At 42.2% G+C, this 26,984-nt stretch carries 22 protein-coding genes; 8 read left to right on the top strand and 14 right to left on the bottom strand.

Annotated elements, in window-relative coordinates:
- Positions 1 to 116: 116 nt before the first annotated feature.
- From pstB to AC04NP_RS11095, 4 genes are all read right to left on the bottom strand, one after another.
- Positions 117 to 869 (bottom strand): phosphate ABC transporter ATP-binding protein PstB, encoded by a 753-nt coding sequence (gene pstB / locus AC04NP_RS11110; protein WP_482859818.1) that lies wholly within the window; start codon positions 867 to 869, stop codon positions 117 to 119.
- 32 nt (positions 870 to 901) lie between these two features.
- Positions 902 to 1,759, bottom strand: a complete 858-nt coding sequence (gene pstA / locus AC04NP_RS11105; protein WP_482859817.1) for a phosphate ABC transporter permease PstA — start codon at positions 1,757 to 1,759, stop codon at positions 902 to 904.
- Complete coding sequence (gene pstC, locus AC04NP_RS11100) at positions 1,752 to 2,630, bottom strand: phosphate ABC transporter permease subunit PstC (RefSeq protein WP_482859816.1); 879 nt, start codon at positions 2,628 to 2,630, stop codon at positions 1,752 to 1,754. Before pstC ends, pstA begins: the two co-directional genes overlap by 8 nt.
- A gap of 69 nt (positions 2,631 to 2,699) precedes the next feature.
- Positions 2,700 to 3,644, bottom strand: coding sequence for a PstS family phosphate ABC transporter substrate-binding protein (locus AC04NP_RS11095; protein WP_482859815.1), 945 nt, complete (start codon positions 3,642 to 3,644; stop codon positions 2,700 to 2,702).
- Positions 3,645 to 3,815: 171 nt separating this feature from the next.
- Between AC04NP_RS11095 and AC04NP_RS11090 the strand changes: the two genes are divergently transcribed.
- Positions 3,816 to 5,525 (top strand): Na/Pi cotransporter family protein, encoded by a 1,710-nt coding sequence (locus AC04NP_RS11090; RefSeq protein WP_482859814.1) that lies wholly within the window; start codon positions 3,816 to 3,818, stop codon positions 5,523 to 5,525.
- A 359-nt stretch (positions 5,526 to 5,884) separates the two neighbouring features.
- Here the strand turns inward: AC04NP_RS11090 and recO are convergent, their stop codons facing one another.
- From recO to AC04NP_RS11070, 4 genes are all read right to left on the bottom strand, one after another.
- Positions 5,885 to 6,574 (bottom strand): DNA repair protein RecO, encoded by a 690-nt coding sequence (gene recO / locus AC04NP_RS11085; RefSeq protein WP_482859813.1) that lies wholly within the window; start codon positions 6,572 to 6,574, stop codon positions 5,885 to 5,887.
- Between the two features lies 1 nt (position 6,575).
- Positions 6,576 to 8,867 carry a type IX secretion system anionic LPS delivery protein PorZ gene (gene porZ, locus AC04NP_RS11080; protein WP_482859812.1) on the bottom strand — a complete coding sequence of 764 codons (2,292 nt, stop codon included), beginning with the start codon at positions 8,865 to 8,867 and terminating at the stop codon, positions 6,576 to 6,578.
- 31 nt (positions 8,868 to 8,898) lie between these two features.
- A complete protein-coding gene (locus AC04NP_RS11075) occupies positions 8,899 to 9,507 on the bottom strand; it encodes a thymidine kinase (RefSeq protein WP_482859811.1) in 609 nt (202 codons plus the stop codon).
- Positions 9,508 to 9,728: 221 nt separating this feature from the next.
- Positions 9,729 to 10,052, bottom strand: a complete 324-nt coding sequence (locus AC04NP_RS11070; protein ID WP_482859810.1) for a 2Fe-2S iron-sulfur cluster-binding protein — start codon at positions 10,050 to 10,052, stop codon at positions 9,729 to 9,731.
- Positions 10,053 to 10,084: 32 nt separating this feature from the next.
- Here AC04NP_RS11070 and AC04NP_RS11065 point away from each other — a divergent pair, with 32 nt between their 5' ends.
- Positions 10,085 to 11,110 (top strand): hypothetical protein, encoded by a 1,026-nt coding sequence (locus AC04NP_RS11065; protein ID WP_482859809.1) that lies wholly within the window; start codon positions 10,085 to 10,087, stop codon positions 11,108 to 11,110.
- Positions 11,111 to 11,397: 287 nt separating this feature from the next.
- Complete coding sequence (locus AC04NP_RS11060; RefSeq protein ID WP_482859808.1) at positions 11,398 to 13,836, top strand: TonB-dependent receptor domain-containing protein; 2,439 nt, start codon at positions 11,398 to 11,400, stop codon at positions 13,834 to 13,836.
- A gap of 133 nt (positions 13,837 to 13,969) precedes the next feature.
- On the opposite strand, the gene pgi is transcribed toward AC04NP_RS11060, so the two are convergent.
- Positions 13,970 to 15,622: a glucose-6-phosphate isomerase gene (gene pgi / locus AC04NP_RS11055; protein WP_482859807.1), complete on the bottom strand. Its 1,653-nt coding sequence runs from the start codon at positions 15,620 to 15,622 to the stop codon at positions 13,970 to 13,972.
- Between the two features lie 145 nt (positions 15,623 to 15,767).
- On the opposite strand from pgi, the gene AC04NP_RS11050 reads away from it, so the two are divergent.
- On the top strand, positions 15,768 to 16,118 hold the full coding sequence (locus AC04NP_RS11050; RefSeq protein ID WP_482859806.1) for a YraN family protein: 351 nt from the start codon (positions 15,768 to 15,770) through the stop codon (positions 16,116 to 16,118).
- A gap of 19 nt (positions 16,119 to 16,137) precedes the next feature.
- Here the strand turns inward: AC04NP_RS11050 and AC04NP_RS11045 are convergent, their stop codons facing one another.
- Positions 16,138 to 16,953: a toxin-antitoxin system YwqK family antitoxin gene (locus AC04NP_RS11045; protein ID WP_482859805.1), complete on the bottom strand. Its 816-nt coding sequence runs from the start codon at positions 16,951 to 16,953 to the stop codon at positions 16,138 to 16,140.
- A 208-nt stretch (positions 16,954 to 17,161) separates the two neighbouring features.
- Complete coding sequence (htpG, locus tag AC04NP_RS11040; protein WP_482859954.1) at positions 17,162 to 19,051, bottom strand: molecular chaperone HtpG; 1,890 nt, start codon at positions 19,049 to 19,051, stop codon at positions 17,162 to 17,164.
- 869 nt (positions 19,052 to 19,920) lie between these two features.
- Here htpG and AC04NP_RS11035 point away from each other — a divergent pair.
- The gene (locus AC04NP_RS11035) at positions 19,921 to 20,556 is read left to right on the top strand and encodes a hypothetical protein (RefSeq protein WP_482859804.1); all 636 of its coding nucleotides are present in this window, start codon (positions 19,921 to 19,923) and stop codon (positions 20,554 to 20,556) included.
- Positions 20,557 to 20,612: 56 nt separating this feature from the next.
- Here the strand turns inward: AC04NP_RS11035 and AC04NP_RS11030 are convergent, their stop codons facing one another.
- A complete protein-coding gene (locus tag AC04NP_RS11030; RefSeq protein ID WP_482859803.1) occupies positions 20,613 to 21,116 on the bottom strand; it encodes a DUF4293 domain-containing protein in 504 nt (167 codons plus the stop codon).
- A 120-nt stretch (positions 21,117 to 21,236) separates the two neighbouring features.
- Between AC04NP_RS11030 and truA the strand changes: the two genes are divergently transcribed.
- Entirely contained in the window at positions 21,237 to 21,983 is a 747-nt protein-coding gene (gene truA / locus AC04NP_RS11025) for a tRNA pseudouridine(38-40) synthase TruA (RefSeq protein WP_482859802.1), read from the top strand.
- 140 nt (positions 21,984 to 22,123) lie between these two features.
- Here the strand turns inward: truA and rlmB are convergent, their stop codons facing one another.
- Together rlmB and AC04NP_RS11015 are read right to left on the bottom strand one after the other, a co-directional pair.
- The gene (rlmB, locus tag AC04NP_RS11020) at positions 22,124 to 22,951 is read right to left on the bottom strand and encodes a 23S rRNA (guanosine(2251)-2'-O)-methyltransferase RlmB (protein WP_482859801.1); all 828 of its coding nucleotides are present in this window, start codon (positions 22,949 to 22,951) and stop codon (positions 22,124 to 22,126) included.
- Positions 22,924 to 24,162 carry a GWxTD domain-containing protein gene (locus AC04NP_RS11015; RefSeq protein ID WP_482859800.1) on the bottom strand — a complete coding sequence of 413 codons (1,239 nt, stop codon included), beginning with the start codon at positions 24,160 to 24,162 and terminating at the stop codon, positions 22,924 to 22,926. Before AC04NP_RS11015 ends, rlmB begins: the two co-directional genes overlap by 28 nt.
- A gap of 102 nt (positions 24,163 to 24,264) precedes the next feature.
- Between AC04NP_RS11015 and AC04NP_RS11010 the strand changes: the two genes are divergently transcribed.
- On the top strand, positions 24,265 to 25,035 hold the full coding sequence (locus AC04NP_RS11010; protein WP_482859799.1) for a class I SAM-dependent methyltransferase: 771 nt from the start codon (positions 24,265 to 24,267) through the stop codon (positions 25,033 to 25,035).
- Between the two features lie 103 nt (positions 25,036 to 25,138).
- Positions 25,139 to 26,905 (top strand): ABC transporter ATP-binding protein, encoded by a 1,767-nt coding sequence (locus AC04NP_RS11005; RefSeq protein WP_482859798.1) that lies wholly within the window; start codon positions 25,139 to 25,141, stop codon positions 26,903 to 26,905.
- Positions 26,906 to 26,984 lie beyond the last annotated feature (79 nt).

Here is a 26,984-nt window from a genome sequence, read left to right as displayed (position 1 = left end):
TAACATTTAATTAACATAAAAAAGAAAAAGATATAATAAACAGACCTGAATACCATAATCCGAAGATACCCGTATCAGGGATATGTTACAACATGAAAGCAAGAATTATTAAAAACTTAACCGAATCTTCCGCTTATATAGTTTTCAGTTTTGGCGTTGACCGGTTTTGAAAACAATTTAGCGGTTTGCTCATATTCAATTAGTTCACCTACATAAAAAAATGCGGTTTTGTCACTCACCCGCGTAGCTTGTTGCATATTATGTGTAACGATGATAATGGTGTAATTTTTCTTCAGCCCGGTTATCAACTCCTCAATTTTTGCCGTTGAGATCGGGTCTAACGAGGCTGCAGGTTCGTCCATTAAAATAATTCCGGGCTCAACGGCCAAAGCCCTGGCAATACAAAGCCTTTGCTGCTGGCCACCGGACAATGACAGGGCCGACTTATTGAGCGAATCTTTCACTTCTTCCCATAAGGCAGCTTGTGTCAATGACCGTTCAACCACTTCTGACAGTATTTTTTTATTTTTCACGCCCTGTACTTTTAATCCGTATACAACATTTTCGTAGACAGACTTCGGAAAAGGGTTTGGTGTTTGAAAAACCATTCCCACCTTTTGTCGCAGTTCTTCGACTTTTACATTTTTATGGTAAATTTCAATCCCGTCTATCAAAATCTCGCCTTCTTTTCTGAAACCGTCAATATAATCATTCATCCGGTTAAACATGCGTAAAAAGGTAGATTTTCCACATCCCGATGGCCCGATAAATGCCGTAACAGAGTTAGGCATAATGTCCATATCAATATTTTTGAGCACATGGTTATCACCGTAATAGGCATTGACATTTTTTGCTTCTATCTGTTTCATTTCCGTTCTGTTACATCGAGGTGATAATTTTTTTACCAGTTAATTTTTTTCTGCCATTTATTTCTCAGATACACGGCTATGCCATTCATGACAAAAGTCAGAAATAACAGGATGATAATGCCGGCGGCTGCATTGGTGATGAATGCATGTTGTGGCCTTGAAACCCAGTTAAATATTTGAATGGGCAGTACGGTGAACTCATCCATGGGTGTCTGTGCCACAAAGGGCACATAGGCCAACGCGCCAATGACAATAACCGGGGCTGTTTCCCCGATGGCCCGCGAAAGTGCCAGGATAATTCCTGTCATAATCCCTCCGGATGCCGCAGGTAATACCTGATACCAGGTGGTTTGCCATTTGGTCGCACCCATGCCATATGATGCCTGTCTCAGGGAGTCTGGCACGGCCTTTAAAGCTTCGCGTGTAGATACAATGATAATCGGTAGAATCAATAGCGCCAAAGTGAAGGCCCCTGCAAGTAAACTTCCGCCAAAATTCAGGACACGTACAAATATCTCAAGGCCCAACAAGCCATAAATGATCGAAGGCACTCCGGCAAGGTTGGCGATATTTACTTCTATGATCGATGTTAGCCGTGTTTTTTTTCCATATTCTTCAAGATACACACCCGCCGATACCCCAAGCGGGATGCCTATTAGCGCTGTAAGTCCCAGAATCCAGGCGGTACCGGTCCAGGCGGTCAGGATTCCGGCCCTTTCTGGTTTTCGGGAAGGTAGGCTCATCAAAAAATCCAGGTCAATCCTCCCCAAACCTTCTACCAGAATATTGCCAATGAATATTGCCAGAACCACCAGGCCAATCAATGTGGAGCCGATGCCGACATATTCAAATATTGTATCCTTGATCCTGTTAATTTTTACCTTACTCATATTTTTGGTGGTATTTTTTCTTTGCCCAAAAGCTGATATTATTCAGTATAAAGGTGAAAATGAATAATGTGATGCCTACGGCAAAAATGGTTTGATACTCAAGGGAACCGTGTTGCACATCACCTAAGCTTACCTGCACAATGTAGGCCGTAATCGTTTCTACGGCGTCTCTGGGATCTATGGTGATGACGGGGCGTTGTCCGGCAGCGATAGTGACAATCATGGTTTCGCCGATTGCCCTTGCTATGGCCAGAATAACAGAAACCACAATACCTGAAGAAGCAGCCGGAACGGCTACTTTAAAGGCAGTTTGGAATCTTGTTGCCCCCATGCCGTATGAGGCTTCCCGCAGGGATTTCGGTATCGCATATAAGGCATCTTCACTAAGCGAGGAAACCAGGGGAATGATCATAATGCCCATGACAATCCCTGCCGAAAGTGCATTGAAACTTCCAAGGTCAGGAATGAATTTTTGCAAAAAAGGTGTTAAGACCGTTAACGCAAAAAAACCGTAAACGACGGTGGGCACTGCTGCCAATACCTCCAGCAATGGCTTGATAACCCTTCTGAATTTTTGGGGGGCATATTCGCTCAGGTATACAGCAATAGTGAGCCCAATGGGCATAGCCACCAAAATGGCGATAAAGGAGATGAGAAATGTGCCACACACCAGTGGCAGAATACCATACTGTTTGTTGACAAACAAAGGTGTCCATTGCGTGTCAAACAGAAAATCGCTTAAAGGTACATGTGAAAAAAAACTGATTGACTCAGAGAACAGTACCCAGATAATACCTATGGTGGTAAGAATAGTCAGCAGTCCACTAACAGCCAGTAAGGACTCTATTATTTTTTCTTTCAATTTTCCCAATGAATAAAAACTTAATTTATTCAATACAAAGTCTAGTAAGCTCTCTCAATGTGCTTAATTCCTAAAGGTTTAACTGGGGTTGAAAAAAGTTGAAAACGCATTTATTTGATTTTCATATTCCTCGCCCGGAAGTGGAATGTAACCCGTCTCCCTGACCAAGGAGTCAGCGTTATTCAGATAAAAATTTACAAATTCTCTCACCGCCGGCCTGCCGGCAGCCTGATCGTTTACATAAATAAAAACAGGCCTGGACAACGGTGAGTAGACGCCCGATTTTATCGTTTCCAGGCCAGGTATTATCACACCATTACCATCATCGACCCCAATTACTTTTAATTTATCCCTGTTTTCTTCATAATAAGCAAAGCCAAAGAAACCGATGGCATTTTTGTCGCCGGCAATGCCTTTTACCAACACATTATCGTCTTCACTCGCCGTAAAATCCCCGCGGCTTGCCCCGCTTTGACCAATCAGGGCCTCTGTGAAATAATCATAAGAACCTGAAGCTATCCCGGGGCCGTAGAGATGAAACGCTTCATCTGGCCACTCACTGCGGATTTGATTCCACCTGACAACTTTATTTTGCGCGGCAGGTTCCCAGATTTTCCTTAATTCTTCTACCGTAAAATGGTCGACCCAGTCATTTTTTTTATTCACAACGACTACCAGTCCGTCAAATGCCACCATTAATTCAATGTATGCAATGTCATTGTCAATACAGGCCTTATGTTCTGCTTCTTTAATTTTTCTGGAAGCGTTGTTGATGTCGATTTCACGACGGATGAATTTCTTAAAACCACCGCCGGTTCCTGATATACCTACAGTTATTTTCACCCTGGGTTGTTCGTATAAGAACTCCTCTGCTATTGCCTCTGAAATAGGATATACTGTACTGGAACCGTCAATTCTCACCTCACCTTTCAGGCCGGTCGATTCCCCCGAAATGCTCCCACATTGGGTTAGCATTAACATGCTTAGCAGCAGTAGCAATAATTTTATAACCGGACGTTTCATTATAATTTAAGCCAGATGCTTATACGAATTTAGAGTTTCACGTTTTTAACGGCGAGGCTTTAATATTAAGTTTGTGTTATTAATTTCCTATTTTCGCGAATTAGTTTTAAGTTTCGGGGGTTTAAAAGGATTGAAGTCCGTCAACGTGCATAACTACGAATAATAGATATTATGGAATTTGGAATCTTTGATGTATTTAAAATCCTGGGGGCTTTGGGGTTTTTCATCTATGGAATGAAGGTGATGAGTGAGGGGCTTCAGCAGGTTGCCGGTGGCAGCATGAGGAAAGTATTAGGGGCGATGACAAGCAACAGGTTTACAGGGGTCTTTACCGGATTTCTCATAACAGGTATTTTACAATCTTCCTCTGCTACTACGGTAATGACAGTGAGTTTCGTCAATGCCGGGCTGCTTTCCCTGGTAGAATCTGCAGGCGTAATGATGGGGGCCAATATTGGCACTACTATTACGGGATGGCTGGTATCTGTGATTGGGTTTGAAGTGAAAATAGCCGATTATGCTTTGCCACTTATTGCCATTGCCTTCCCGATGATGTTTATCAGAAACGCAAATGCCCAAAAATGGGCCGAGGTGTTAATTGGTTTTGCCCTTTTGTTTCTTGGGTTGGCGGCTTTAAAAGATGCCGTGCCTGACATCAAAAATAACCCGGAGGTTCTGGACTTTCTAAATGGCTATCAGCAGGGAGGGTTTTTTACGAGATTGCTGTTTGTCGGTGTGGGAACTTTGTTAACTATCGTAGTACAATCAAGTAGTGCTGCTATGACTTTAACGATCGTTTTGACCACTCAGGGCCTGCCTTTAGACATTGCTGCCGCTATGGTATTGGGCGAAAATATCGGAACTACTATTACCGCTGAATTAGCCTCTTTGGTTGCCAATACCACGGCCAAAAGGTCGGCCCGGATTCATTCGTTATTTAACGTGCTGGGGGTTACCTGGATGATAATTCTCATGCCCTATATTCTGGATCTGCTGTCTGTCGTTTTTCCGCCTCCTTCAGATGGCGATGCCAACAGGTTTGCCCTGGCAGCGTTTCACACCACTTTTAATTCGCTTAATGTGTTGTTGTTGATAGGATTTGTTCCATTGTTGGTAAAACTGGCAACCAATACAGTAAAATCCAGGAATGAGGAGGACGATGAGGATGAGGAATTCAAGCTTGAATATCTTGGCAACAAGGTGCTTACCTCTGTTGAGCTATCACTGGCCGAGGCGCATGCCGAAATAGAGAAATTTGGTAAGATTATTTACAAAATGTCAGTGTTATTGACCGAGCTGGCGGCCACCGATAAACTCAAGAAAAAAACCAGGCTGCGCGAAAAGTTGCAAAAACTTGAGGATTTGACAGATAAAATGGAGGAGCAAATTGCAACATTTTTGGTACGCGTATCTGAAGAAAGGTTTAGCCCTGATGAGTCAGTAGACGTCAAGGGAATGATCGATATCATTACGGATTTGGAACGAATGGGGGATATTATAGTAAGAATGGCGCGGGATATTGAACGGATGGATAAAAAAGGCCTGGAGTTTAATGACAACCAGAAAAATAATCTGAATGAAATGGGGGCAAAAGTAGATGAGGCTTTGAAGTTGATGATGGAAAACCTCAAACAGGAAAAGTCAGAAATATCACTGGATGAGGCCAAGGTGAAGGAAACTGAGATCAACAGGCTGAAAAAAATCCTCAAGAAAGACCAGATGAAGCGGCTGGTAGAACCAGGGTACGAGGTGCTGACGGGAATTGTGTACAGGGATATTTATTTTGGCTATGAAAGACTTGGTGATCACATTGTAAATGTCACAGAAAGTATTGTCGGGGAAAAGCTTAATTTGTATTCTAAGACAAATGCAAACAAGTAAGGACAATTTTTTATAACTAGACGCGATTGGAAATGGACAGTTGACAATTGAAAATTGACAATTATTTTAGGGTATACACCTTTGGGTCCGCGATTATGAAATCATCGCATTCTCTTATCATTGAGGCCATTGGATAGGGCAAGCGGTTCGGTTGTGCTTCTCTGGCGTGGAAAGGCACCAAGACACCAAGAGACACAAAGAATTTGGTTGAAAATGTTGTGCAACAGCGATGGGGCGCTTGCGCAATCGGGTTTTTCTATACGCTGAAAAGTTATCTGAATGTGAGGTTTGATTACACTGGTTGCGGAAACTTTGTCGTGAAAAGAGAAACCATAAAGGGCATAGCGTATGGGGATGGATTAACTTAACACTTCGTTCAAAACAGCCACCGATTTGACCTCCCCGAAAGCGTCAATATGAATTTTATAAAACTCCAGGATTTGATCCAGTATCTTTCTTCTCACACTATTACTGATGCTTATGGTGTTTTCATAGTTTTGCTCAATAAAAAGGTCAATGACCATTTCCTCTTCCTCACTAACAAAAATCTTGGCTCCTGCTGACGACAGTTGCGTGTTGATTTCATGGGCATCGGCCGGGGCAAAACCCAGGAACTGTGATAATTTAAGCATGAACTGCAGGTGAAAATTTTCATGGTGATCCGGCAGGTGTTCCAAAACAAGAATGGACTGGTACAGAAAATGAAACAGTGATGGGTTTTCCTCTTCTCCCTTCAATGATTTGATCAGGATTTCGGTCATAAAAATGGCGATGCTGGATTTTTTGATTTTAGCAGGCAGATCCATCAGAGGTTCCGGACACTTGAGTTCCGATATCCGGTTGAGGTTAGCATTTTTCTTGTGATAAACAACCAGGTCGAGCAGTGTCAAAGGTTGGAAAAAGGCAACTTTGTGCCTGGCCTTTTTACTTCTTACCCCGTTGACAATGTATGAGGTGAGGCCGAATGCCTCCGTATAAATCTTTGCGATGATGGAGGTTTCTTTATACTTTATGTAGTTGAGGGCGATACCCTTGGTTTTGTGAAGCATGTCAATCGATTACTGCAATTTTGCCTACAAATGTTTCTTCGCCACTGGAGTTGGCGCTCAAAATCAAATAAACACCTGTGGCTGCCCTTCTGCCGTTATAGTCCCTGCCATCCCAGGTGGCTGTACCTCCCTGTGCGATGGTTTCGAATATAAGTTTCCCGGCGATGTCAGTGATTTTGACAATAGCATTATTTGCCAGTCCCGAGATGCCAACCGTACCGGTAAAATCCCTGGTTAGCGGGTTAGGAAAAACTTTTACCTCCCGGTGGGTTTCGGTGCCCGGGGTGGCGGTACTCCTGAAAGAGACAATACCCTTTTGTGTTGCGATAAAAACTTCACCTGACCGGCCTTCGATTTCTATATCAATGATCTCGTCAGATGGCAGTGGGCTGTTATCAGTGGTAAATCTGAAAACCTGCGATTCGCCTGTTTCGCTAAATAACCAAATTCCGTTGTTAGTGCCTATCCACTTGCGGTTACCTCCGTCAATTTCAATGCTGGTTATAAACTGGTCACCCAGGAGAGGGAAACCTTCGAAAAATGGTCTTAAAGCAAAACTTTTGGGATCACTTTCTAACAACTCAAATGAAGTTGGAAAGTATACAATCCCGCCGGAGGTTCCCAACCAAATCTGACCGTCGAGGTCCTCCACCATGTCATTGACGAGGTTACTCACTATCTGTCCCTCATTGGCATTCCTGCTGATTCTGCTGGTAAAATTACTTTGGTCATCATAAAGTACGATCGTACCGTTTTTATCAGGGTCTACCCTGAGCCATTTGTGGTTGGTGGCAGGAATGATTATTTCCTGCGCAAACCTTGCGGCGTTAAGAGAAGGCTGAAAACTTTCCCAGGCGCCATCATTATTCAGCACCTGCAGAGGCCGGTCTACAGCGTAATTACAAAGCCACAGATTGCCATCAAAATCGGCTGCCAGGCTGGATACCCGGGTGAGGTTTCCCGATGGGTCACTGTTAATTAACGTACTTCCCGGCGTATTCTCATTGATCACCGCAAATGTGTTTTCATTGTCCCAGGACAACAGCCCGTAACCGAAAGAAGCGAAGTAAGTAAGGCCTGACCTGGATTCGAAAGCGATATCTACCAGATCAAACGCCTCCGGGATGCCGATGGTATTGCTAAGGCCGGAACGGTTGTAGTTAGTCCAGCTTCCATTTTCAAATACAAAAAAGCCATCGGTGTTTCCCAGTGGCAGGTCATCCCAATACCCTCCTGGTACCACAGCTATTTTTCCATTATAACCCTTCATTTTAACCACCTGATCAGAAAAAGGACCCTGCGGAATGATCGGATCGAAGCTACCATTCGATTCCTCCAGCAGGCCGTTTTTCCTGTCAGCGATCCATAATTTCCCCGTTTCATCAGTGATGACCATTTCCGGGGCGATAATGTTACCACCGCTTATTTCTGAAATATTATCCTGATGGTTGATTTTTAAAAGCTTACTGTCCAGTACTACAAACAGGTGGCTGTCATCAGCCCAGGCGGATTGTACCGTATGGTCCCCAACCGGTGAAAATGCCTCCCACTGTTCACCGGTATACCGATAAATGCTGTCATTGTCAAAGGCGGTATACAGTTTACCCTGCCAGGCATTGATCGACTCGGTCGAACTGTCAGGCAACCCTGACAAGCTATCAAAACGTCGCCAGTTCCTGAAATCGATGCGGTTGACTGCATCGTCTAGTGAAGCTGACATAATGCCAAGGTCGGTGGCAACAAACAGGCTGTCCCGGAAAACAGTGCTATTGAATGCTCTTATAGCGGCTCCCTCCGGGCCGATGTTGCTGTAAGTTTCTGATATTTCCACTCTTTCCATATTGAAAACCACCAACCCCAAATCTGTACTCAGATAAGCTGTGTTTTCCCTGAAATGAATGCCATTGATAGCTTTCGAGCCCCTCAGGTCTGCATCTTTGATGACAGAAAAATTGCTGATCTCGTTGTCTTGCAGCAGGTCTATATTACCATTTGTGTAAGCGAGGACAAGGATGTTGTTAAAAGGATTGTAAGCGAGGCTTCCTATGCCTGTATCATTTAAACCATTCACTTTGGAAATAATGCTGGTGCTTTGTTCTTCGGTATCGTAAACAAAAAAACCGTTTTTTGATGCGCAATAGATATTGTCACCGGCCAGGGCTACGTTACCCGCCGAATAGTAGCTGAAATGTGTGCGCCAGGTACCGATGGGGATATCATTTTGTGCCTGTACAAGACCTGAAAAACAACTAATGACAAAAGTGAGGGTGAAACGTAAACGACTGATTTTCACAAACTATTTCTTTAAACATTATAAAAATACATCAGGGATCCTCCTTTTGTTCCCTCATTCCATTAGTAAAACAACGACGGCACCTGGCTTCATATTCTTGCGTTTCACCCAATAATACCTGTTCTTTTGATTGATTCAGGCGAAATGAGTAAGAAGCCACATCACCACATATGACACATATGGCATGCACCTTGGTGACAAATTCCGCGACGGCCATCAGCGCAGGCATGGAACCGAATGGCCTCCCGGAAAAATCCATGTCGAGCCCAGCCACAATTACTCTTTTACCACTGTCGGCCAATTTAATGCAAACTTCAACCAACTGATCGTCAAAGAACTGGGCTTCATCTATGCCTACCACTTCACTGTTGGAAGCCAGCAATAAAATGTCGTTGGCGAATTGTACCGGAGTAGATCTGATTTTATTTTCATTATGCGAGACAACGTCCAGGTCATGGTATCTTGTATCAACAATAGGCTTAAAGATTTCCACATGTTGTTGGGCGATAAACGCGCGGTTAAGTCTTCTGATTAATTCTTCGGTTTTTCCCGAAAACATGGATCCACATATCACCTCAATCCAGCCTGTTTTCGGCCCCTTTCCCTCACCCTTTCTGCCAAAATGGGGCTCAATAAACATATATTATATCTTTTACCTGGTAAATTCCCCAAAAGTAATAAATAATCCATTGCCAACGACAATATTTTTAACTGTGAAGTATACAACGATTTGCCGGCTCCCCTTAGCGCGAGCGTACGTGTTGCACAAAGCATTTTTTCGGAAATATCGTGCAACAGCCGTGGAAGCTGGCGCCTGGTTAAGCGTTAGGTTATATGGGAGCACACAACGATTTGCCGGTATTAATAGGAATATTTTACATGTGGAAGCTTGCAGGCTTCAGGTACTTCTACAGTGACATCGCCGCGGATGGTACATTGGCAAGCCAGCCTTTCATCGGTATTCAGCCGGCTAGCCTGTCGCATTTTCTGTTCAAAATCCGATAAAGCGCTCAACTGATCATGCCCGTCCAGGATTTTCATTTTACACGTGGTACATCTCCCTTTTCCACCGCAGGCATGCATCCAATCAATGAAATTCTCGTGCATAATATTAAGCACGGTTTTTGAGTTATTATGGCTAACGACTTGTTTATGATTCAAATTACTAATCGTTATCTTTGGCATAAAAATCTATCTTTATAAGAAATAGTTGATCAATGGAAAGTAAACTAAATCATTCTGCTATTGAAAATTATAGCAAAACTTTTTCAGATAATTTAGTATCGACATTTTTTTCAGGCAAAGCGGTAATTACGGGTAAAGATATTTTGGTTTTTTTTGAAGTAAAACAGGTTAATCTTTTTATCCTGAAACACCTGTTCGAAAACTGGAAGGCCGAAGCCGAGCAAATCCGCAGTCCCTACTTCGACTATGATCATGAATCGGTAAAACAAGCCCTTGAAAATTTTATGAACTTGCTTTCTCAACACATAAAAATAAAGAAAGCTGATTTTCATCCATTGCTGCTCAATGCCGTCAAAGACACGATCCTGCTTATATGTTCCCCATATGATTATTATTATCACTACATCAAGCGGTATGACAAAAACAAGATTGAGCTCACTGCGCTGAAAGAAAATGTGAAATACATGAAAATCAATAAACATTTGCATTTGGCTTTGGTGGAGAAAATTGAAAGTGCCAGGGAGGAAAAGATTAGCAGTGACCGGGCCCTGCAATACCTCGATGAGGTGATAGGCAATATCAGTGTACCCCCGGAGGATTTTGAAGAATATGAACGCCAGTTTTCCAAAGTTGCGCCGCTGGATATTAACAAATTCTATGAAGAAGCCGCCCCGGAAACCGATCACAAAAAGACCACGTCCGTCAGCAACGAAACACCTAAAACAGTCAATGAAAGATTTTCCAGGGAAAGTAAAACCCTGCTGGATGAAATAAGCCATGAGTCAGAGAGAACTACCCTGGTGGAGTTACATCAAAACAAAAAAATAAAAAGTATTAAAAAACATATCACCATCAATCAAAGATTCATGTTCGTCAATGAGCTATTCGACGGGGACACAAATACGTTTAATCAAGCCCTCGAAGAACTCGAACGCAAAGACACCTATGACCAGGCCATTGAATACCTCCTTAACAACTACGCCAAAAAGAATGACTGGCTGATGGACAGTGACGAAGTGGTGGAGTTTTTAGGGGTGTTGAATAAACGGTTTGGGTGAAAAGAAAAAGAAAAGTTATACCTCCGTTTCTATGCTATTTTTTTGAGTACCTTTAAAGCCAAAAAATTCCTTCCCTTTTTTGTGCCTGCACCCAAGCTTCATAACCAATGCCAAAGATAGGGTCAGATCGATTGAAGCAGATTGATGAAAGTGCTGAATAACACTACTGCTAGGGATTATAGATTTACCGACAACTAGCGATTGATTAGTGGCCCCTCCCTTTCTAATTTTGCGCTGCTTAGAAAAACTCTAAGATTAAACCTTACCAAATTTAATCTATTAAAATCATGAAACAGGTTTTACTATATGTTTTGCTATTATTCACAGCCATTTACCAGGCTCCGGCACAAAACGCGAAGGGGACCATTCGGGGAAAAATAACCAATGAACAAGGTGAGCCTTTGATAGGTATCAACGTGGGATTGAAAAACACCAGCTATGGCGCTTCGACAGATATACAAGGGGCATATACTATCAGCAATGTTCCTGGCGGGAATTACGTATTGGTGGTATCGGGCATAGGATTTGAAGGGCAAAATAAAGAAATATATATCGCTGAAAGTGAGCGCATTAAAGTGGATTTTGTCCTGAAAGCGTATGTCCAACAGTTGCAAACCGTAGAGATAACCGGAAGAGTTGAGACAGAATATGACAATGAAATCACCTTTGCCGCCACAAAAACCGCCACGAAACTGAAGGATGTACCACAGGCAATCAGTTATGTAACGAAAGAGGTGATGGCAGACAGGCAAGCATACAGGGTAAATGATGTCGTAAAAAATATAAGCGGGATTAACCAGTTTTCCTATTACAATGATTTTACAATTCGTGGCTTTCGTTCACAGCAAGAGCTGATCAACGGACTCCGCGTCATAGGATTGTTTGGCCCGCAAATTTTAGTGGCTAACCTTGAGCGGGTAGAGATAATCAAGGGCCCGGCTTCCGCGGTTTTTGGCAATGCATCTCCTGGCGGTACCATGAATCGCGTGACCAAAAAACCATTAGCTACCGAAAGAAAGGCTATCTCTTTTACCACAGGCAGCTTCAATACAACACGTGCCACATTGGATTTTACAGGCCCGTTAAATCAAAATGAAACGTTGCTTTACAGATTAAATTTGGCCTATGATAATTCTGATGATTTCAGGGATTTGCAGGAATTTAGATCTTTTATGGTGGCGCCTTCTATCTCCTTTCTTCCAACGGAAAAGACCCGTGTAAATTTTGATCTGGTCATCACCAATTTTGATGGAAAGCTGGATCGGGGGCAGCCTATTTTTGGGGCTACTGCCGGTACGGATTTAACTTCTACCCCTATTTCATTTGCCATTGGGGCAGTCAATGACTATCATACCACAGATGTGGCTTACAGCACACTTTCGCTCAATCATGAATTAAGTGATCATTTATCTTTTAACGCTTCATATATGCGTTATCGCTATCAGGAAGATCTATTTGAACACCGGACCTCTAATCAGTTTGCAGTCGATAGCCTGGGCAATCAAATACCTACGCTTATGGGCATGCGCATCGGGGCACGGGAAAGAAAGCAGATTACTGACAATGTAAGCACTTATTTTGTGTGGAATACTACAACCGGGGATATTGAGCATAAATTATTGGCCGGTTTCGACTTCATTCAATCCGTCACTCCGGTTGGTTCGGCGAACCTTTTTACCGCAAGTAGCGCTATTTATCGTACCCGGGACGGTGGTCTTGCCGAATATGATCCACAGAATCCCGGCAATTATTTCTTCGACGAAAATGGAAATCCAGTGCCTAATATCCCGCATTTCAACCTCGAAGATCCCACATATTTGCTGGGTTTTCCCAGCGATTACATCCTCGGACGTGGGGAAAGCCCGGCTACGAGGTTTTATACAAGTGGTATTTATATCCAGGATCAAATAAAATGGAATCGTCTGCAAATCTTATTGGGTTTACGCCAGGAATTTTATACCGATGTGTTGAATTACCAACAATCGGATGAAGAAGAAAGGCAACAGGAAAAATTTTTGCCACGTCTGGGATTGGTGTATAGTTTGTCCAATAACATCAACCTTTACGGAACTTACACAGAAAGCTTCCAGCCACAAAACCCCAATAATTTGGTTGAAGCTGTAGGAGGACCATTTGACCCTCTCACGGGAAGCATGTGGGAGATTGGGGCCAAAGCGGAATTTTTCAACAAGCAACTTGCGGTGAACATGGCGGCCTATACCATTGAGAATAGCAATATTCTGATTACAGATGTTAATACAGGCCTCTTTACCCAGCGGGGAGGTGAGCGTTCGCAAGGTGTGGAACTGGATGTCAACGGCCGGATCACTCCCAACCTGAGCCTTACAGTTAACTATGCTTACAATGAAGCTAAGATCACAGAGAGCGCTGATGAATCGGAGGAGGGGCAAATCAAAGAAAATGCACCTCGCCACTCCGGTGGTTTTTTTGCAAATTATGGATTTGATCGTGGTATTTTAGACGGCCTCAATATTAACCTTGGTTCCAATTTTGTTACAGAGCGCAATACATTTGAGGATGCCCTGCAACTGCCGGGCTATATGGTATGGGATGCAGGGGTATCCTACAAGGTAAATAAAGTTAAGGTTGCTTTTACGTTCAATAATGTATTTGATAAGACGCATTGGGTGGGAGGATACAGCTTTGTGAGATTATTCCCCGGGGCTCCCCGAAACTATTTAATAAGTGTGGCCTATACTTTCTGACCAGATTTCTAGCCTGATGATGAAACTTGATACAAAACTTTATCAGGAATCTGAGATCACAGTTTTGTAAAACACAATCACAGAGCGTATGTAAATGTGTTATTTTCTGCGCTCTGTGGTTGTGTTATTCGCATTAATCCCTCATCTTTTTGTAGGCATTAATCAGCCCATTGGTCGAGGCGTCGTGCGAGGAGATCAATGTCTCACTTTCAAGCTCCGGTAAAATCTTTTTGGCCAACTGTTTACCGAGCTCTACGCCCCACTGGTCAAAGCTGAAGATGTTCCAGATAACACCCTGCACAAATATTTTGTGCTCGTACATGGCAATCAGGCTGCCGAGGGTTCTGGGTGTTAGCTTGGCAAAAAGGATAGAGTTGGTTGGTTGGTTACCGGCAAACACTTTAAATGGTGTTAACCGGCTGATCTCACCCTTCGATTTTCCGGCGTTTTTAAGTTCGGCAATTACTTCCTGTTCGCTTTTGCCGTTCATCAGGGCTTCGGTTTGGGCGAAGAAGTTGGAGAGCAATTTCAGGTGATGATCGCCCAGTGGATTATGACTTTGTGCAGGTGCCAGGAAATCACAGGGGATCAACTTGGTTCCCTGATGGATTAACTGGTAAAACGCATGCTGGCCATTGGTGCCGGGCTCTCCCCAGATGATGGGGCCGGTCTGATAGATGACCGGTTGGCCGTCACGACCCACGTATTTGCCGTTGCTTTCCATGTTCCCTTGCTGAAAATAGGCTGGAAAACGGTGCATATACTGGTCGTAAGGGAGAATGGCTTCGGTTTCAGCGCCAAAAAAATTATTATACCAAATACCTACCAGGGCCAGAATAACTGGTATATTTTCATCAAATGGGGATGATTTGAAATGGTTGTCCATGGCATGGGCTCCGGCCAGCAAATCTTTGTAGTGGTCAAAGCCAATCGTGCAGGCAATCGATAACCCGATCGATGACCATAAGGAATACCGCCCGCCTACCCAATCCCAGAACCTGAACATATTGTCGCTGTCAATGCCAAATTCTTCCACATCCTTCCGGTTGGTAGAAATCGCTACAAAGTGTTTTTTTATGTGCACATCATCCTGCGCATGTGCCAAAAACCATTTTCTGGCCGAGTGCGCATTGGTCATGGTCTCCTGGGTGGTAAAAGTTTTTGAGGCAATCATGAAAAGCGTCGTTTCCGGTTCGCATTTTTTCAGGGTTTCGGTGATATGTGTGCCGTCGACGTTGGAAACAAAGTGCACCCGGATATGCGGTTTTTGATAATGTTTTAAGGCTTCAGTTACCATTACTGGTCCCAGATCTGATCCGCCTATCCCTATGTTAACAATGTGTTTTATCTGTTTTCCGGTGTAACCCTTCCAGCTTCCCGAAATAATGGCTTCAGAGAATTTTTCCATCTGATCCAATACAGCATTTACCTCGGGCATCACATCCTGTCCTTCCCAATGTACGGGTTGGTTGGTCTGATTTCTCAGGGCAATGTGTAAAACGGCCCGGTTTTCGGTTTCGTTGATGGCCTCTCCTGCAAACATGGCTGTAATGGCTGATTTAAGATCGACTTCCGCGGCAATTTCCAACAATAATTTAAATGTTTCCTGATCGATGATGTTCTTGGAATAATCGACTAAAATATTTTCAAATTTTTGAGAAAAGCTGTTAAACCGGCCGGGATCGGATGCAAACAGATCCTTCATCTGTACTGATTTCATTTTTTCGTATTGGTTGTTCAGCGATTGCCAGGCCTGTGTTTGGGTTGGATTAATTTTTTTTAACATTTCACCAGTATTTTACTTGGTTACGAAAATAGTAACATTACAAAATTCCGGCGCTAAATTTTGAGGATTAAATTGTTGTTTCAGTTATTTTTTTTGTAATTTCAGATATCCCCCTTAACCATATTTCAACCGTAACTGACATGGCATGATGAAAAGTCATTTGCAAAAAGGCGAGCTGGGGGAGAAGATCGCATTGGATTTCCTGAGGCGTCAGGGCTATCAAATTCTTGAAACCAATTATCGCTATAAAAGAAGTGAGATTGATATCATCGCTATGCATCAGGCGGTATTGGTGTTTATTGAAGTCAAGGCTAGAAGTAATATTCAATTTGGCTATCCGGAATCGGCTGTCGATCATCACAAGATGGAGATGATCTTAAAAGTTGCCGACCACTACATTGAACGTATGGCCTGGAATAATGAGATCAGATTTGATATAATCGCCATTGTGTTAGATCAAACTCCTGAAATAGAGCATCTTAAAGACGCATTTTGAAGGGTTGTTTGTCGGTGATTTAATTAACTTTTCTTTGATAATCCTGGCGGTCATAGATTAGCTCGCCCTTTTCATTCCATTCTTTTATGATGTGCGAATGAAAATCTTCATCCCAGGGATCAGGCTTAAACTGTACTTCCTTTTTCTTCCTCCGGCGAAATTTATAATACTCCCTCCAGACTTTGACCTGTTCGTCATTTTGAAACTCTCCTGACACAGCTACCATGCCGTTGTCGTGAAAGTAGAAATAGTTGCCCTCCTTTTTTCCATATTCCACCGGAATAATTTCTTTCAGTTTTTTCCGGTCTTTATCGTAGTAGGAAACTATCGACTCCTTCGGCCAGCCTTTATAGTATTTCTTTTTGTCTAAAAGTATATTTTTTTTATCGTACCGTGTCCAGCGGCCATGTTTCGTGCCTTTGTAGAAAATTCCGGTTTCCAGAATGGTTCCATCCAGGGTGTATTTTTCATAGGGGCCATGGAGTATGACCCCGTTTTTTCTGTTAATGTTTCTGTTCTTTTTGATCTTTCTGCTTTCAAAGTCAAACCAATAGATATCCCTGACAAACGGATCTGGTTGTTCATATTCTTTGAGGTAGTGGAAGCTTTCAAACATCGTTCGTTCACCCGCTCCGGTCCTGACAAAGAATTTCCTGGTCTTAATACCATAAAATACGTTCTTTTTTCTTTTTTTCTTTTTTACCTCACCTTCCTCTTCTGATTCATCTTCACCGGCAAGATCGATAGTGAGAGGCTTTTTTGCCTGCTCTTCACTTAAAGAAAAGGGATCACCTGATCCGGTCCCTTCCTGTGCGGCCACCAGCGTAGTGACCAAAAGAAAAAAAATTGCCAAGACCAAATACCTGCACGCCATCTTCAAATATATTGTTGCTAGTTAAACGTGAATATGAAGGTTTTTATTTTTTCAACCAAATCATTTAACAGTATAAACACCACACACCTTCACTACCACCCATAAAGCGCTACAATAACCAAAAAAGCGAAAGAGAAGCCCCACACCTCCCTTTCATTTTCATTTTTATTTACCTAGCTGCTAAATCTACGCTCCGGTTAATGAAATTTGTCAGATCATTCCCGCTAAGCATATTTTGCGATAACATGGCGAGGTCATAGGCCTGTTTTGCCAGTTGCATTTTGTTTTCTTCTTTTTTGGCTTTAATAATTTTTGAGGCCAGTGCGTGATTGGTGTTCACAACAACATTTAAAGTTTCCGGGAAACCGCCCATCATGCCCATACCTCCTCCACCGGTGGCCGCCATGTCTTTCATTCTTCGCATGAATTCAGGTAAAGTGATGGTTACAGGCATCTCATCGGCAGCCAGGGCCTGAAGTGATAATACGATCTCCTTCTTTTCGATGGCTTTCTCAAAAATCTCCTTTAATTTTTCCTGCTCTTTTTCAGATAACACACTTTCAACCTTTTCATCCTTGTCTACCAGCTTATCTACGGTGTCGGCATCGACCCTTTTTAAGGTGGTATTTTCCAGCTTTTGTTCCAACATGTTGATAAAATGATTATCCAGAACACGGTCCATGATCAACACATCATATGATCGCTTTTTGGCCGATTGAATGTAAGTATCCTGCTTACCAACATCAGTCGCATACAGGTAAACCAGTTTTTTATCTTTGTCGGTCTGATTGGGCGCCACCTTTTCTTTATATTCTGCCAGCGTAAAATACTTGTTTTCATGATTCTTGAGCAGAGCAAAATCCTTGGCTTTATCATAGAATTTATCTTCTGCAATCATGCCATATTCTACAAATAATCCGATGTCATCCCATTTTTCCTCGTAGTTCTGCCTGTCTTTTTTAAAAAGTTCATTCAATTTATCGGCAACTTTTTTAGTGATATGGGAGTTGATCTTTTTTACATTACTGTCAGACTGCAGGAAACTTCTTGAAACATTGAGCGGAATGTCGGGAGAATCCAGTACACCGTGCAGCAACATGAGGAATTCAGGTACCACGTCCTTGACTTCGTCGGTGATAAAAACCTGACGTGAGTATAATTGTATTTTGTTTTTCTGGACTTCAAAGTCATTTTTAACTTTGGGAAAATACAGAATGCCTGTCAGGTTAAACGGATAGTCTACATTCAGATGAATCCAAAACAACGGATCTTCAGAGAATGGATATAACTCCCGGTAAAAGTTCAGATAATCCTCGTCTTTGAGCTCATTTGGAGAAACCGTCCACAATGGCCTGGTGTTGTTGATAATGTTATCTTTGGTTGCTGTTTTATATTGCGGATTGCCATCTTTATCTTTTCCGTCAGGAACACTTTCTTCTTTGGTGCCAAATTTTATCTCTACCGGAAGAAATTTACAATATTTTTTCAGAATGCCTTCCAGCCGTGACTGATTCAGAAACTCCGCAGATTCTTCATTAATAAATAAAGTTACTTCCGTACCTCTTGAAGTTTTATCTGATGGGGTGATTTCAAATTCGGTACTGCCATCGCAAACCCATTTGGCGGCTGCGGCGTCAAGGTATGATAAAGAGTTGATTTCCACTTTATCAGCCACCATAAATGCAGAATAAAACCCGAGCCCGAATTTTCCGATTATTTCATTGGCGTCTTTAGCATCCTTAAACTTTTCTACAAATTCTGCGGCACCTGAAAAAGCGATTTGGTTAATGTATTTTTTGATTTCTTCGGCCGTCATGCCGATCCCTTTGTCAGTGACGGTGATTGTTTTCTTTTTCTCATCAAAGCTCACTTCCACTGTCAAATCCCCCAGCTCATCTTTTACTTCACCTAATGACGAGAGTCTTTTAAGCTTTTGAGTAGCATCCACAGCGTTTGATACCAACTCTCTCAGAAAAATTTCATGGTCTGAGTAGAGAAATTTTTTGATGATAGGGAAAATGTTTTCGGTATGTATCGAAATTGTACCTTTTTCTTCCATGATCGTATCTTTTTCTTCCATGGTTGTATAATGTTTAGTTCTGACTATCAAATTTACTCCGGAGTCCCCAAATACTATTCCATTTGTTTCTTTATAGTCATTTTCGTTACAAAATGACATCATGTCATAATGGTAGATGAAATTTTGGCTGCTTTACCATTTTCAAAGGCCCTTTATGACAGTCACCCCCTGTAACTCTTCGTGTCTTGGTGTCTTTGTGGTTAACCATTTTTCACCATGAAGACACCAAGACACGAAGGTTTTTAGCAGAAGCAATGAGAATGCAGGCACATTCCGGCGTTTTATAACAGCCACGGACGATGGCGCTAGGTTAAGAATTAGGTTATATGAGAGACACCGAGACACAGAGGGTGAACGCCATGGAGAGTTTTGGTATTATGGCAAAAAAGTCAACCGAATTTCGAGGTTGAAACATTCGATACGCATAATTTTTTTTGAAATCCCTATGAAAATCACTTCCATAGCTGGTAATTTATCTGGCAATCGCGCTCAATTTGATACTTTTTTCTCTTTTAATAATTTGATTATCAATTATTTATGATTTTTATTAAATAATTCCACAAAATATTACATGATTTAAAACAGTGAAATCCGGCGATTAATGATTACGTAAAATCAATTGAAATTATTTCAAAGATTGCCCTCCTGGTTGGCACTTTTGTAGGAATAATGGAATTATAACCCTTTTCAGTGCCTTTTTTTTAAAGCAAAATATGAAATTCATAACCAGAATAAATCTATCTTAGATAATATGTAATGATTTTTATTTAATTTTAGAAAATTCGTAATTGTTTTATCAAAACCATTGATACATTTGCGTCATTAATTCATTTCAAAACTTATTGAAAATGAAAATGACTCAAAAAAGAATAGGACTTGTGGCTACAGTAGCTATAGTCTTGTGGGTAAGTACTATTTTACCCGCGTACGCTCAGGGAACAACCAGTGTTGATGTTATTCCTTATGTGAACAAAAAAGTTGTGTTCAACGTATCAGGTTTAGATCAATCCCGAAAGTTCCAGGTAAAAATTCAGAATGAACAAGGGGAGCTGTTATTTAGTGAGACTTTTAAAAATCAGGATCAATATAGAAAAGTGTTGGATTTCTCATTTGCCAAAGAAGGCAGCTATTATATTGACCTGGTAAATGACAGGGGCCTTATCAGAAAAGTAATTAATGTCAGTGAAGATTCACTGGTGCAAGGAAATCTAAAGTTTGCTACAGCAGAAACCATGGCATTTACCAAGTCAATCCTGAAAGTGCCGGGTGAAAAAATTGCTTTGAGATTTGAAAACCGTCTGGATACACCAGTTACAGTAAAGTTTTATGACGAGCAGGGACATCTGCTGCATCAGGAGAGTCGCATTGAGGAGGAGTCTTTTGGCAAACTTTTCAACTTATCCCGGTTAGAAGAGGGGGCCTACTCAATGGCGATTACGTCGAAAAACTATGCTTATTACTACAATGTGAATGTGAAAAAATAATTAGTCTTTTTAAATTTGTTAACAGAGGCTGTATTCACCCGGAATACAGCCTTTTTTTATCTCAATCGGTCTACGGATTTAACCAGTTTTTCATCTCTCCTGATAAAACGGTTGGCCATCAGGTTAAAAATCAATGCAGCCACCGGCATAAAAAAACCTATTCGATAACTGCCCTGCATCATTGGATCGATGATTTTTTCACTATTCATTGTCATGTAAAGTGATGTTCCCATGACGCTGGCAATCAACAATGCATTCAAGGCGCCGAGCTTTATTTGGGTCAGTCGGTTATCATACTTAAATATTGAAATAGTGGCAACAGAAGCAGCTAAAATCGCAAGAATAGCTATGTAAAAAGTAGGTTTGCTTTCTGCTTCCCCGGTATTGTTATTGTCTCCATGGGTGTTGGCTTGTACAAATTTTTGTTGAAATGCGTCTAGTGTTATCCGTCCTCCCTGGTCCTGTCCCCTGGCTTCTTTTTCCCAAATAGGAAAAAATAGCATTAATATCATGCTGATGGCTACTAATAACAAAAAAATGGTTTGTACTCTTTGTAACATACGTATTTGGTTAAAAAGATTTTCAATATCAATTTAAACACAAATATTAGCAAAATAAAAGAATTGATGCCCAATCCTTGGTCCATAAATTTTAATTTTGCGTGAGAGTAAACTGATTTTATGCGTTATTTTTTTCAGGTATCTTATCATGGCCGGAACTATCATGGGTGGCAGATACAAAAAAATGCCGTAAGTGTTCAGCAGGTAATTAATGAGGCCTTTTCCACGATTTTCGGTAAGCCTGTAACGACGGTTGGTAGTGGCAGAACAGATACGGGTGTGCATGCTACCGGCCAGGTTTTTCATGCTGACTTTGAAGATCCCATAGACAAAACAGATCTGCGATTTAAATTAAACAGCCTGCTTCCGGCAGACATCAGCATTGATGCTGTCCGGCCGGTAAAAAATGATGCCAGTGCCCGATTTGACGCTTTGTTAAGGGGCTATGAATACCATATGCACCGGCAAAAAAATCCCTTTTTGCACTACACAAGCTATTACTTCAGAAGTGATCCCGATCTGGCGGCGATGAATCAGGCTGCCGGCGTATTGCGGCAATACAATGATTTTGAAAGCTTTTCAAGGGTAAAAACTGAGGTGAATCATTTTGAGTGCCTCATTGAACATGCCGAATGGGTCCGGCAGGGGGATTCGCTCATATTTCATATCGCGGCTAACCGGTTTTTAAGGGGCATGGTCAGGGCGGTGGCAGGTACACTCCTGGATGTAGGGACCGGACGGATCAGTCAGGATGACTTTGTCCGGATCATTGAGGCAAAAGACCGGAAAAAGGCTGGCAGATCAGTCCCTGCCCACGGCCTTTTCCTCACTAAAGTCAGTTATCCCCCAAACCTCTATTTAAGCTAAAAAACCACTTTGTGTCTCTTTGTGTCTTGGTGCCTCCGTGGTTAACCATTTTTCACCACGGAGGCACCAAGACACAAAGAGGCACAGAGGTTTCCGGCGATAAAATAGAAATACTGGCGGATTCTTGAGTGGTGTAACAGTCATGTTCCGCTTGTGGTTCTTTGTCGTACTGCTTCGTAAATTGCCACCGCTGTAGCCACAGAAACGTTAAGGGATCCAATTTTTCCTTTCATAGGAATTCTGGCCTGGCTTGATGAGAGTTTCAGGTACTCAGGAGAAATGCCGTTTTCCTCAGAACCCATCAGGATAGCCAGTGGTTGTTCCAGATCTTTTTCATAGAGATAGTCCCCGGCTCTTTCAGTACAGGCCATCACATCAATGCCGCTGTCCCGGAGATAGCGAATGGTATCTTTCATATTCCCTTCCCGGCAAATGGGGATAAAATTCAGAGCGCCGGCTGATGTTTTCATGGCATCCCCGGTGATCTGGGCACTGCCTTTGCTGGGAATAATAATGGCATCGACCCCGGCACATTCGGCGGTGCGGGCGATGGCTCCAAAATTCCGGACATCTGTAATACGATCGAGCATAACCAGTAACGGCGACCTGCCCTGCTCAAAACAGCTTGTAACCACATGGTCTAGTGAGGCGTAACGGATAGCAGAAAGAAAACATACGGCTCCCTGATGGTTTTTTCGCGTTATGCCGTTGAGCTTTTGTAAGGGAACCCTGATAACAGGAACAGCGTGATCACCGGCCAGTTGCAACAACTGCCGCGTAAGTTCGTTACCCAAACCTTTCTGAATGAGTAATTTTTCGATTTCCTTTCCCGCGTGGATGGTTTCGATGATAGCCCTGGTCCCGAAAACTATTTCCGGCTTTTCCTGGCCTCCTAATCCGTTTTCGGGTTTATAGTTACTCCTTCTCCCGCCCCGTTCCTTTATATGCCCTTTCTTCCTTTTCTCCATAAGTCGATGGTTCTGTACCAGAATTTTTCATAACCTCTATCCCTTCTCAAATCGTAATGATCTTTTGTAAATATACTTTTAACCTTGGTGAAGGTAAATCTTAGCCGCGATGTGGTTTCACTTCGCTCATATACCCATATTTCCTCAAACTCATTCCGGTACACTTCTTCCGGGGGGCCGTATATTATATAAATCATACCTTTATCCGTCTTCCAGCCAGCTTTGTAATTCGTAAATAATATATCGGCTGACGCTACATTTCGATAATAATTTCTGATAATTCTTTTTGCCTTTTCCCGGGTACCGGCGATTTTCAGCCAGAAACTGTCTATGGCTTTCTTTTTGTTTTCAGCGTTATTAAGGCTTCTGTATTCCAGCCGGGTACTTAAATAAATAATCGGGGCCGCTAAATCTTCAACACGGGCCAGTTTGGGGTAATATTGATTGGTCACACGAAGCGCGAGGCCTTCAAGGGAGGTAGTATCATCCTGAAAAAAATACAGTCCCTCTTTCATCAGGGTCAGTGACTGCCCCGGTGTTATTTGAAAAGTGGAGTCAATGGTCATCGACTTATTGACCGGTTCTTTGTTGACGGCCATGGGAGGCAGGGCGGCATCAAAATCGATTGAGTATTTGAAGCCATAGATTTTGTCCGGCGATTGAGGCGAGGTAAATTTTACCTGACTGCCCACCGGCAGATATGGTTTGAACACGGGTTTGTCATCATTGGCATGCACGAGATAAAACCGTGCATATTTAAAGCTCGATTTATTTCTAACGGGGATGTCATAGTAAAAATCTCTTCTGGTTCCTGTATTGGTAATTTTGATAACACAGAGCGTCTCATCGGCTGTGACCGGTAGGGTGATCTTGAAAATCAAATCTTCATCGCGGAACAGAATATGCCCGGTGTTAAGCATATTAAAAGGAGGCTGCTGATTATCATAGCTGTTTTTAACCTGGTAGCCAATTGTATAATCATCCATGAAATCGGCGACATCGTCTGTTGTTACTTGCAAATAAATAATGGTTTCGGGATCATTGGATACAACAGTATATTTAATGCGAGCCTCCGCTTTGAAATCATAGATATGGGCAAGGTTGGTTTTGGAAATATCTTGTGCTATCACACGATCGGTGACAAATGATAACCCACAGATGACAGACAGAAATATAGGTAAATAGCGATTCGGAAGTTTTTTCTTTTCCATATAATCATTTATACGAAAAACAGCGTTAAAAATAAGAAATCAACCGGGAACTCAAAAAAATATTTTTATTCGATTAAATTTGCACATTATTTTAAGGTCACGATGAATTATACAACGGAAATTACCTCAGATAAGATACCATCTGATAATCCTATACATCAACGCCTCTTAAAGGCTTATATTATTGCCAGGGATTTGATTAATGGTGATTTGCTGGAAATAGGATGTGGCGAAGGGAGAGGTATCAGCCTTTTATCATCCTGTTGCCGGCGCTATGTTGCTCTGGATAAAATCACAGAAACGATTGAACACCTGAGCTGTATCTACAAAAATGTAGAGTTTATCAATGCCACCATCCCGCCGATGGATGAAATAGCTGATAATAGTTTTGATACAGTGGTAAGCTTTCAGGTGATCGAGCATATAAAAGATGACCGCCGGTTTCTGGAAGAAATCCACCGGGTTTTAAAACCAGGAGGAAAGGCCATGATTACAACACCTAATATCGAGAAAACGCTTTCAAGGAATCCCTGGCATATCAGGGAGTATACCGCACAGGGATTGGAAGATCTGGCCTCGGGTATCTTTTCCGACGTAATCATGAAAGGTATAGCGGGTGATCGAAAGGTGATGAAGTATTATGAAATGAATAAAAGATCGGTAGAAAAGATCACACGATTTGATATTTTCAACCTTCAGTACCTGTTGCCTGCCAGTGTGTTGAAAATCCCCTATGAGTTGCTGAATCGATTCAACAGAAATAGATTAAAAAATTCTAACAATCGACTAGTTACAGATATTTCCCATGAAAATTATCTTTTTGAAGATAACAATCCTGAAAATCTGGACCTGTTTTGCATTATGCAAAAGTAAGTGCCTGCAAACAAATTATCTGATAATTTGTCATACTAAAAGGTTAGCTTCACGTATAATTGAATCTATAACTCCGTTGATGATATAACTCCATGGAATTTTTATGCCGGAAAAGGAAAAAAAAAGTGGCAAGGTAGTTGATCTCCACATACTGAAAAGGCTGTTTAAATTTGTCAGGCCCTATAAAGGGAGGTTTATTTTCCTGATATTCCTTACTTTCATGGTAGCGGTGCTGGCACCTGCCAGGCCAATACTGATCCAATTTACCGTTGACAACCATATTGCTGTGGGGGACTTGCAGGGGCTGATCAATATGACCATCCTATTGGTGGGGCTTCTTGTCTTACAGGCCATTGTCCAATATTCGCATACCTATCTTTCGGGCTGGATAGGACAATATGTGATCCGGGATATCAGAATTCAACTCTATGAGCATCTGTTGAAGCTTCGCCTCAGATTTTTCGACCGTACACCCATCGGCAGATTGGTCACGCGAAATGTGTCAGATGTTGAAACGCTTTCTGACGTCTTTAGTCAGGGGATAGCCGCCATGGCCGGGGATCTGCTGCAATTGTTTTTTATTGTGGCGGCTATGTTGATTGTCGACTGGAAACTAACGCTGGTTTGTCTCTCGACGTTGCCATTGCTGATTATCAGCACCTATATTTTCAAAGAGAAAATCAAAGGTGCATTCACGGAAGTGAGAAATGCAGTGGCAAATCTCAACTCCTTTGTACAGGAACATATCACGGGAATGAGTGTGGTGCAGATTTTTAATAGTGAAGAAAGAGAATACAAAAAATTTCAAAAAATCAACCGGGAACATAAAAAATCGAACTTAAAATCGGTATTGTATTATTCGGTGTATTATCCCGTGGCTGAAGTAATCCAGGCTGCCGGAATTGGATTGTTGGTTTGGTATGGTGCGAGGGGAGTGATGTATGACACACTTACGCTCGGCATCCTGATAGAATTTATCATGTTTATTCAGATGTTTTTCAGGCCTATCCGGATGATTGCTGACCGTTTTAATACCCTCCAGCTAGGAATTGTCAGTACCGACAGAATACTCCGGTTGCTGGATAATCAGGATCATATTGTCAATAATGGCCAGTTAACCCCTGATAAAATAGCTGGAAGGGTAAGTTTTGAGAATGTTTGGCTGGCCTATGAAAAAGAAGACTATGTGCTGAAGGACATTTCCTTTGAAGTGAAACCAGGAGAAACATTGGCCCTCGTGGGCGCTACTGGTGCGGGTAAATCGTCAGTGATTAACCTCCTGAACAGGTTTTACGACATCAATAAAGGTAAAATCAAAATAGACGACATCGAAATCGGAGCATATGACCTTAATACGTTGAGGAGAAATATCGGTACCGTACTACAGGATGTTTTTCTCTTTTCAGACACCATTTACCAGAACATCACTTTAGGTGATTTGTCCATCAGCAGGCAAAAGGTAACAGAAGCCGCAGACCTGGTAGGTGCGAGAAAATTTATTGAGAGACTTCCCGGAGGCTTTGATTTCAATGTTATGGAGCGCGGAGCAACACTTTCGGTAGGGCAGCGTCAATTAATTTCATTTGTGAGGGCCATGGTTTATGACCCGGCCATCATTGTACTGGATGAAGCGACTTCATCAGTGGACTCCGAAACCGAAGAGCTGATTCAGCATGCTATTGAAAACCTGATGAAAGGTCGCACAGCTATCGTAATAGCCCATCGTTTGTCCACCATTCAAAAAGCTGACAAAATCCTGGTACTGGATCAAGGTGAAATAAAGGAAAGCGGCAGCCATGATGAATTATTGGCTTTAAATGGTTATTACACCCAACTTTACAATATGCAGTACAAGGAACTTGTAAAATAGACCGGCAGCCATCCCGTAACAAACATCACAATCCACCCTGTTAATTACCAAGGTACTAATTGCCTCCTTTTTCAACTGT

This window comes from Agaribacillus sp. DX54 (genome assembly GCF_056858335.1).
This window is presented reverse-complemented; position numbering and strand designations above follow the sequence as displayed.

Bases quoted from the DNA above. Each gene is read 5' to 3' on its own strand.
- pstB (WP_482859818.1), bottom strand. From the start codon at position 869: ATGAAACAGATAGAAGCAAAAAATGTCAATGCCTATTACGGTGATAAC.
- pstA (WP_482859817.1), bottom strand. From the start codon at position 1,759: ATGAGTAAGGTAAAAATTAACAGGATCAAGGATACAATATTTGAATAT.
- AC04NP_RS11095 (WP_482859815.1), bottom strand. From the start codon at position 3,644: ATGAAACGTCCGGTTATAAAATTATTGCTACTGCTGCTAAGCATGTTA.
- AC04NP_RS11090 (WP_482859814.1), top strand. From the start codon at position 3,816: ATGGAATTTGGAATCTTTGATGTATTTAAAATCCTGGGGGCTTTGGGG.
- recO (WP_482859813.1), bottom strand. From the start codon at position 6,574: ATGCTTCACAAAACCAAGGGTATCGCCCTCAACTACATAAAGTATAAA.
- AC04NP_RS11075 (WP_482859811.1), bottom strand. From the start codon at position 9,507: ATGTTTATTGAGCCCCATTTTGGCAGAAAGGGTGAGGGAAAGGGGCCG.
- AC04NP_RS11070 (WP_482859810.1), bottom strand. From the start codon at position 10,052: ATGCCAAAGATAACGATTAGTAATTTGAATCATAAACAAGTCGTTAGC.
- AC04NP_RS11065 (WP_482859809.1), top strand. From the start codon at position 10,085: ATGGAAAGTAAACTAAATCATTCTGCTATTGAAAATTATAGCAAAACT.
- AC04NP_RS11060 (WP_482859808.1), top strand. From the start codon at position 11,398: ATGAAACAGGTTTTACTATATGTTTTGCTATTATTCACAGCCATTTAC.
- pgi (WP_482859807.1), bottom strand. From the start codon at position 15,622: ATGTTAAAAAAAATTAATCCAACCCAAACACAGGCCTGGCAATCGCTG.
- AC04NP_RS11050 (WP_482859806.1), top strand. From the start codon at position 15,768: ATGATGAAAAGTCATTTGCAAAAAGGCGAGCTGGGGGAGAAGATCGCA.
- htpG (WP_482859954.1), bottom strand. From the start codon at position 19,051: ATGGAAGAAAAAGGTACAATTTCGATACATACCGAAAACATTTTCCCT.
- AC04NP_RS11035 (WP_482859804.1), top strand. From the start codon at position 19,921: ATGAAAATGACTCAAAAAAGAATAGGACTTGTGGCTACAGTAGCTATA.
- AC04NP_RS11030 (WP_482859803.1), bottom strand. From the start codon at position 21,116: ATGTTACAAAGAGTACAAACCATTTTTTTGTTATTAGTAGCCATCAGC.
- truA (WP_482859802.1), top strand. From the start codon at position 21,237: ATGCGTTATTTTTTTCAGGTATCTTATCATGGCCGGAACTATCATGGG.
- rlmB (WP_482859801.1), bottom strand. From the start codon at position 22,951: ATGGAGAAAAGGAAGAAAGGGCATATAAAGGAACGGGGCGGGAGAAGG.
- AC04NP_RS11015 (WP_482859800.1), bottom strand. From the start codon at position 24,162: ATGGAAAAGAAAAAACTTCCGAATCGCTATTTACCTATATTTCTGTCT.
- AC04NP_RS11010 (WP_482859799.1), top strand. From the start codon at position 24,265: ATGAATTATACAACGGAAATTACCTCAGATAAGATACCATCTGATAAT.
- AC04NP_RS11005 (WP_482859798.1), top strand. From the start codon at position 25,139: ATGCCGGAAAAGGAAAAAAAAAGTGGCAAGGTAGTTGATCTCCACATA.